The sequence below is a fragment of the Micromonospora sp. NPDC049900 genome (assembly GCF_044461025.1).
Lineage (GTDB): Bacteria > Actinomycetota > Actinomycetes > Mycobacteriales > Micromonosporaceae > Micromonospora.
Map to the genome: position 1 here is coordinate 1 of NZ_JBITKM010000036.1, position 7,569 is coordinate 7,569.

The 7,569-nt window shown below is 66.6% G+C and carries 9 protein-coding genes; 7 read left to right on the forward strand and 2 right to left on the reverse strand.

The features are described from left to right. Nucleotides 1-250: 250 nt before the first annotated feature. A complete protein-coding gene (locus tag ACIBMZ_RS30600; protein ID WP_396699792.1) occupies nt 251-574 on the forward strand; it encodes a hypothetical protein in 324 nt (107 codons plus the stop codon). 152 nt (nt 575-726) lie between these two features. Here the strand turns inward: ACIBMZ_RS30600 and ACIBMZ_RS30605 are convergent, their stop codons facing one another. Next, the gene (locus ACIBMZ_RS30605; protein WP_396699794.1) at nt 727-1,365 is read right to left on the reverse strand and encodes a DUF4241 domain-containing protein; all 639 of its coding nucleotides are present in this window, start codon (nt 1,363-1,365) and stop codon (nt 727-729) included. A 516-nt stretch (nt 1,366-1,881) separates the two neighbouring features. On the opposite strand from ACIBMZ_RS30605, the gene ACIBMZ_RS30610 reads away from it, so the two are divergent. The 5 genes from ACIBMZ_RS30610 to ACIBMZ_RS30630 all read left to right on the forward strand — a co-directional run bounded on the left by ACIBMZ_RS30610 (nt 1,882) and on the right by ACIBMZ_RS30630 (nt 5,350). Then, complete coding sequence (locus ACIBMZ_RS30610; RefSeq protein WP_396699797.1) at nt 1,882-3,048, forward strand: hypothetical protein; 1,167 nt, start codon at nt 1,882-1,884, stop codon at nt 3,046-3,048. A gap of 65 nt (nt 3,049-3,113) precedes the next feature. Continuing rightward, nucleotides 3,114-3,254, forward strand: coding sequence for a hypothetical protein (locus tag ACIBMZ_RS30615; RefSeq protein ID WP_396699799.1), 141 nt, complete (start codon nt 3,114-3,116; stop codon nt 3,252-3,254). Nucleotides 3,255-3,413: 159 nt separating this feature from the next. Next, the gene (locus ACIBMZ_RS30620; protein ID WP_396699801.1) at nt 3,414-3,872 is read left to right on the forward strand and encodes a hypothetical protein; all 459 of its coding nucleotides are present in this window, start codon (nt 3,414-3,416) and stop codon (nt 3,870-3,872) included. Nucleotides 3,873-4,066: 194 nt separating this feature from the next. Beyond that, nucleotides 4,067-4,546, forward strand: a complete 480-nt coding sequence (gene coaD / locus ACIBMZ_RS30625; RefSeq protein ID WP_396699803.1) for a pantetheine-phosphate adenylyltransferase — start codon at nt 4,067-4,069, stop codon at nt 4,544-4,546. 165 nt (nt 4,547-4,711) lie between these two features. After that, nucleotides 4,712-5,350 carry an SAM-dependent methyltransferase gene (locus ACIBMZ_RS30630; RefSeq protein WP_396699805.1) on the forward strand — a complete coding sequence of 213 codons (639 nt, stop codon included), beginning with the start codon at nt 4,712-4,714 and terminating at the stop codon, nt 5,348-5,350. 136 nt (nt 5,351-5,486) lie between these two features. On the opposite strand, the gene ACIBMZ_RS30635 is transcribed toward ACIBMZ_RS30630, so the two are convergent. Beyond that, entirely contained in the window at nt 5,487-5,753 is a 267-nt protein-coding gene (locus tag ACIBMZ_RS30635) for a hypothetical protein (protein ID WP_302739694.1), read from the reverse strand. 387 nt (nt 5,754-6,140) lie between these two features. Here ACIBMZ_RS30635 and ACIBMZ_RS30640 point away from each other — a divergent pair, with 387 nt between their 5' ends. Then, nucleotides 6,141-7,523, forward strand: a complete 1,383-nt coding sequence (locus ACIBMZ_RS30640) for a hypothetical protein (RefSeq protein WP_396699807.1) — start codon at nt 6,141-6,143, stop codon at nt 7,521-7,523. The last annotated feature ends 46 nt before the right edge of the window (nt 7,524-7,569 follow it).

A 7,569-nucleotide genomic window follows, 5' to 3' on the forward strand; every position in this document is an offset into this window, starting at 1 on the left:
CTCCTCGGGGTACTTACTCTGTCGAGCCACAACGCTTCCTCCTCCTCGGCAGGATGCCAAGTCAGGAGGTGTCCGGCCTCAGGGGGTCACTTCACTCAGCCTCCGTCACGCAGTCGGCCGACGCGCGGAATGCGGCGGAAGCGCGCACATGATCTCGTGGAGAGTAGCCTGCGAAGTCCGGGTACGCAGACCTCCCATCGGCGGGCACTATGTAGTCGTGGCTCCTGACCAACTCGTAGGCTGCTTCGTTGTGGAGGTTGGCTTCCGCCAGGCATGGCTATATCTCGGCTTCTGTGACAATCGATCGACGCCGCCGCAAAAAAGCCGCCTCTACCTGGACACCGATTGGTGTGTCGAGGCCGGTTCCCGTGTTCGGGGCACCGCTGACGACGAGGCCACCTGGCTCACCGCTGCGCTCACCCTCAACGGCGCCACGATCGCAGCGGCCCATGTTGCGGACGACGGCACACTACTCATAGCGACGACTGACCAACGTTCACTCGTCGCGTCGGGACAGCCGGAGGTAGCTCCGATCGGCGAACCGTGGTGGCTCTCCGGCTCGTCCTCCAGGTAGCTGTGCCATCGCACTGCTTTCGGCACGGCCGCGCGTCGAGCGCGACCACACCCCGTCATCTAACGCAACGCCCCATCCACGGCACGAGGGTGTAGCCGATCCTGGGGGATATGTGCCCGCGAATTCGTGCCTTCGGGGCGACGACGTGGAGGCTATTCGAGCGGCAGGACGCGGAAGTCGGTGACGAAACTGGCGGTGCGCCCGTCCGCGGTATGACCTACGTACGTTGCGTACACGCCATCGCCCCATCCCGAGCCGACGACGTACACGTTGGCTCCGGTCTGTTCCTCCACTACCGCGGAAACGACGGCGTCGATCGGGTCGTCCGGAACCTGCGCCGGAATGAAGACCTCATCGACCCTCTCGAAGTCCCACGCGCGCAGTGCCTCAATGGCGACCTGGTCGGCGAGCGTCCCGGTACCCGCGTCGACCGCGTACCCGAAGAAGTCCTCGTCACCGAGTGAGGCGACGTCCTGACCTGGAAGCAGCGCCATGCGCCACGCCGCGATCGGCTCGTCCACCACCGTCAGTTGCAGGGCGGTGATCCGTCGCTGCCACTCGCCGCCGTCGGCACGCAACAGCGCCACCCAAGCCCGTAGCGGATACCGGCCGGGCGCCACCGAGTCAACGAACGGCGTGGTGTGCGCCACCAGCGGATCGCACCCCACGACCTTGCCGGACGGCAGCAACACCGACCCGAGCTCGTACGGCTCGACACGGTAGATGATCCCATCGCTCTCGACGCGATACCCGGCGGTCAGCACCGCATTGAGATCCGGCACGTAGGGCATGACGCGCAGCGTAACCCGGACACCATCTCCGACCGAGAGCAGCACCAGACGGCCAGCCGAGCAGCCTTATCCGCGGTGCGGCAGGGGTCAAGCCCCAACCGTGACGGCCCCAGAAGGCCGCACCCGCGGTCCGCAGCAGATGCAGCGTCGAGGTCCACTTGGCACGTCGCATCAGGCCGCCGTCAGCCCATTCCCAGATTGTGCTGTTCGAGGGCGGCCTCAATGATGTCCGGTGCTTTCGACCCCACGCCGTGCAACCTGGCAAGCTCGCGCGCGACACATCCGCGAGCTGGCGTAGCGCGGTGTAGCCGGCGGCATCCAGCGCCCTCGTCGCGGGTGTCCCGATCTTGGGCAAGATGTCAAGGGACGAATTCACCGCTCGATGCACTTGTCGCGGCATGAGAGTGAAGACCTCGGGCGTGAGGTCGACTATTTCGGCTTTCGCCGCCGGGCTGCCGTGCGGTTCATGGAGGACGGGGCCGTGGTGGAGTTGCCTGGTTCGTTGATGATGTGTGGGTGTATCTGCGCCGTCCAGTCGGCTCTCGCGTATTCGCGGTGGTTGTCGCGGCGTTGCTGGTGGGATTCGACGCTTATCTGGTGAACCTGCAGTTCACTGTCCGCGGCTCGGTGTCCGGGCGGCTCTGCATCGGCGGGATCTCGCTGATCGTGCTGCTCGTGGTGGTCAGCTTTCTGCGGTACGCGTTGCAGCGCTTTCAGGTTGATGTAGACCGGGACGGCTGGACGGTGCGGATCGGCCGGTACCGACGTGATCTGCGGTGGGCCGAAATCTCAGCGGTGGTGATCAAGAAACGGGAGAACGAGGGGCGGGGTCACCGCCGGCCGGTTCCCGCGCTCTACCTGGTGCCAGACCCGGACGTCAGCCTCGACGCGCCGAGTGACCTGCGGGCCACCGTGGACGGGCGACCGGCGGTGCTGCTGTTCGACCTGACCGACCCGAAGATCGAGGAGATGCAGTTCGTCCGCGACCTGGCTGGTCTGGCCGGTGACCGCCTCGAGGTTCGGGTTCACCGCCTCAAGGCGATGCTGCTGAGCGAGGACGCTCGACAACGGCGCAACGGCGGGAAAACGCTCCCCGTTTTCCCAACTGGCGCGCGGGGCGTGCGAACGCGGCGCTGGCTGAACCGGCGGCGCTTCCTGCTTTTCGTCGGCTGGTACCTGTTCGCTGTCGTCCCCGCCCTGCTGCTCACCGGCGTCACGGCCCAACTGCACGAACTGCTCGGCGCCGCAGTCGCGGTCCTGGGCCTGCTCGCGGTCCTCGCCGCGTACGCCCAGTTCGTCACGCTGTTCAGCCATGCCACCGCCCTCGTCGACAATGAGGTGACGATCGCCGGCACGGAACTCGTACGGGTGATCGGCGACCGCATGGACCGCGCCGACATGCACGGCGGCACAGTCGTGGTGCTGCCACCGGGGCGAGACGCGGGTACGGCAAGGCATGGCTGCTCGGGTTCCCGCACGCCGTGGCGCTACTCGGCGATCCACGGACCGGACAGCTTCGCCACCACGACGACCTGCACGCCCTTTCCGCCGTCCTGCGCGGGTCGCCACACGCCACCGACCGGGCCGCCGCCCGGGACATCGACAGCCTCGCCGCGCAGTCCCAGGTCGGCGACCCGACGGAGCCAGACGGCGCCGACAACGCCCGTCTGTGGATATCGCTGACCAAAGCCGGCCGCATCCTGGCCTGGGCCGTCGTCGTGGGCTCCGTCCTGCTCACCGGTGGCTGGATGCTGGAAAGCACCCACTACCTGGGCGGCGCGGTCATCCTCATCGGCGTGCCGCTGGCCACCTGGTGGGCGCTGTACGCGCTGTACCGGATACTCGCGCTACTCGGCGCGGCGTGGCAAACGGCCCGGAACAACCACTAACCAGCTTCGTGCTGCTGATCACGCTGGCAGGCATTCTGCCCGCAACCACCCGCCAGCTCCCCACGCCAGGAACGGCAGCCCACGAAGGCCCCCAGCGCTGCACCTTCTCGGCCGCAGATCAGTACGCCTGATCTTGGCAACGACGCGGATGATGAGATCGTGTTGATCAGTGAGACGGAGGCGCTGCTGACGTCGATGCTTGACCTTGCCGGGGTACACCCCGGGCGAGGTTCCGCCGCCGACGTGCGAAGGACGGTCGAGGTCTTCCGTCGGTTCGCCACCGTTCCGGCCGATGACGCCGTGTCGCCCCAGGAGGACGGCGACGGGATCCTCGCCCAGACCGGGACATTTGACTTCGACGGCGTGCGTGAGTTCTGTGCTGATCTCACCCGGCAGCTCATCGAGGCCGACAACCAGGGATCGATCTGGCAATTGCGCTGCACGCTCCACTGGACACCCAGCGCCGAAACCGAAGTACTCGGGTCCAGAGTTCTGTGGTCCTTCGGCATGCCTCTCGACGACTTCTTCGTCAAGGCTCTCAGCCTTCCCGGCTGGGCATGGGCCCTGGCCGGCGTACAGGCACCTCGGCATCTCACGATCGAACTCGATCGAGTCTGAGCGCGCCTTGCTGGGCCGAGCGCGTACCGGCCAGAGGGCCGGGCAGCGCGATCCGGCGTTCGGAGCGTGATGCGCGATGGCGAGCCGCCTGCACGCTCGGCGGCAGATTAGGATGTCGGCGGTGGCGACAAGACCCAAAGTCGGGTCAGCAAATGTGCGGCTGGGATGATCGTGGCCATGTGGTTGGAGTCGCGGTGACGGCGCCGGATCGTGGAGTGGTGCCGGTACACGGTTCGTTGGCGGTCTATCCCGGGACGTTCGATCCGTTCACACCAGGGCACCACGACCTGGTGGCCCGTGCCCGGGTGATGTTCGACCAGATCATCGTGTTGCTGGCGGTGAACGCCGACAAGCGACCAACCGCCGAGGCCACGACCAGGGCCGCACGCGTACGCGACGCCATCCCGGCAGCCTGGGGCAATGTCGAGGTGGACACCTGGACCGGCCTGACCACCGCCTACTGCCTGCGCCGCGGCGCCACGGTCATCGTCCGCGGCCTACGTACGGCCGCGGACCTTTGCCACGAGTACCAGCTCGCTGCGATGAACGAGCAACTCGGCGTTCAGACCGTCTGGTTGCCGTCCCGTCCGCAGCTGGCCGCCACTTCGTCCACCCTGGCACGCGCATACCGTTCGGCACAGTCGGCCCGTCCGTCCCTGAACGTTGAAGAGTGATCCCCAGGGGTGCTGGCACGGTGGCAACGCCTCAAGGGGGATGCACTCTTCTCGGCACGACTGCGCACCGTCGGGGCCAAGGTGCCATTGCTGTGGGTAGCGCGTTTCGGTGCGGGCAAGTGGTCTTGGTCGGCAGGGTTCGGATGTGTCTGGCAGGATCGTCGGGTGGCCGAGACGACGGACTGGCACGACTGGCATTCGCCGTACGCCGACGACTCGTCAGCGTTGTCGCGGCGACTACGGGTCGTGCAGCGCCACATCGACGACTGGCTGGACCGGCGGTCGGAGTCCACGCTACGAGTCGTCAGCGTGTGCGCGGGCCAGGGCCATGACCTCATCGGCGTGCTGGCCAACCGCTCGGACGCCGACCGGGTGCAGGCGGAACTGATCGAAAAGGACCCACGTAACGCCGCAGCCGCACGCAAGCACGCCGCTGCGGCCGGTCTCGGCGGTATCACCGTCCGGTGTGCCGACGCCGGTGACTTCGCCGCGTACCGTACCGCCGTCCCGGCCGACCTGGTGCTCCTCGCCGGCGTGCTGGGCAACATCTGCGACCAGAGCGCCCGAGCGACGATCACCTCACTGCCGAGGCTGTGCGCGTCAGGAGCCACGGTGATCTGGACCCGGACACGTAGGCCTCCGGACCTGACCCCGGCGGTGCGGCGCTGGTTCGCCGGCGTGGACTTCACCGAGCAGGCATTCGATGCGCCACCCGACGAACTGTTCTCAGTGGGCGTGCACCTGTTCCGCGGCCGACCTGACAGCCCGCCCCCGAGCGGCCGGATCTTCACCTTTGCACGATAAGGATCATCCGCCGCCGAGACTGCCGGCAGTGGCGGTCAGAGCAGCGACGTAGCAATGTCTGCGGCAGATGAGGATGCGGCGTCGTAGCACCTCATACTGTAGCCGTTCCGGGCTGATGGCCTATGCGGCCGTATGCTCACCGAGCGGGGCGAGCGCGCTTTCCGGATTTGGCAGCGTTGACCTGAGGAGACCGAACCGGCACCGAACCTCGCGTCCCGGCGAGGAAGGTCAACGTGAGAATGGCCAACCCTACGGTCGCGGCGAAGGATGCACCTCCGGCGATGATCGCCTTGGCGGGGTTGTCGCCGCCAAGGTATGCGAGCGCTCCGCCGACGAGACCGATGATCATACTCAGCAGAAGCACGTATGCGATCCAGAGACCACGAACCGAAGGCGTGTCCATGCGATGGCTCCCAATGTCTGCGGGTCGTTGCCTGGCGGTGCTTTCCGCCGGCATCTGCAACGCTGCCCGCGCAACGGCGCAACTGGAAGGGCATTGCGCACATTGCGCGGCGTGCTGGGCTGATGCCTTCAGGCGGGAAGATCGCCCTGGTCTATATCCTGTACGCAGCAAATCGCGGAAAGCGGGTGACCGGAGGGTGTGAATGTGAGTGGGAGTCGCGATGAGGGGGTCTTGCCTCCGCAGGGCCCCGAACGGGCGGGAACGCCGCAGGAGTTTGGCGATTGTCTTCGCGAGCTGATGGAGTCCTGTGGCTATTCTCAGCTCGAGGTTGCCAAACGAAGCCGCCGAGCCACCCGATCCGCCCGCGAAGGCATCGCCCCTAATACCGTGCGGAACCTGCTGAAAGGCGAGCGGACGCCTATGCGGAGGTCTTTGATCGGTTTTCTCATCGGATGTGGCTTGCCGCCGGAGCATCATGGCCCGTGGTTGGAGAAGCACGAGGAACTGCATCGCTCAGCGGGGGTGCAGGGAATCGCCCGCCACAGACCGGCCTGTTGGATCATGGCTGGTGTGGAGGCTCGTGACCACTTTCTCCGCCGGTCACGAGGACAACACAGCGGTATCGCCATCGCTGACCTGTTCCACGGCCGCGGTCTAGCCGTCAGGCACGCCCGCGGATTCCTGACCGCCGCGCAGTCACAGGGAAAGCCACTGGTCGTCACCGGAGATCCAGGTGCCGGCAAATCCGCCTTGCTTGCCCGCGTCGTCCTCGACCTGGAGGCCGAGCATGCGAGCAGCGGCGTTGCGATACACGGCCACGGCATCACCCGAACCGAGGTGCTTACTGCCATCGGCTCGCTCGCCGGACTTCCGGCGGTGCATGACGAAGGGCAGCTGCTACGTGCACTGGCCGGTACCGACGGGCCACTGTTGATCATTGCGGTCGACGCCCTCGACGAGGCGGCCAGTAGCGCTGAGCGGCGGAGCATCGCGGCACTGCTGGTTACCCTGGCACGGATACAGCGCATTCGCGTTATGGTCGCGACGCGCGCGCTGGCCCGCGACGATCGGTTCGGAGTCGGTTCGCTGTTGCGCTGCCTCGGCGTCGACGCGCCGGATTGTGGCAATCTGATCGATCTTGACACGGACGCTTACTTCGACCTCGCCGGGTTGAGGGCCTTCGCCGCGAGTGTCCTCACTACGGATCTCCCTGGAGGTGTGAGGGCGCTGTACCGCGCTGACCCGGCGCTGACTGAACGCCTCGCGGCCGCCATCGCGGCCCGCGCGGCACGCAACTACCTCGTCGCGGCGCTCGCCGCGGCTGCACTCGGCGACCGCGCCACGACGGTCGACCCCGCGCATCGAGAGTTTGATCCCCGCACGATTCCCTCCACGATCGGTGAGGCCTTAACGAAGTACCTGGACACCTTGCCGGAAGATCGACAAGTGCTGACCGAGGTACTGCTACGCGCCCTGGCTTATGCTCGCGGTACCGGTGTGGACGATCACCGCTGGGTACGGTTTGCCGACGTGCTCGGGTATACCGGCATCAGTCGGACCGAAATCGATTCCCTTCGCAGGTCACCGGGCTCGGCTTACCTCCTCCAGAGTCGGCCCGAGGGAGACGGCCGACTCACGACACGCGTGTTCCACCAGGCACTTGCCGACGAACTCCTGCCGCAACTCGGGGACCGGCGCGAGGACGAGCGAGCCCTACTCGCCACTGAGCTCTTTTCATCCTGGGTTTCGGCTGGTCTGGACGTGATGTAGGGCGAGGATGGCTTGGACGATCGCGGTGGCGCGTCGGGGGCAGCAG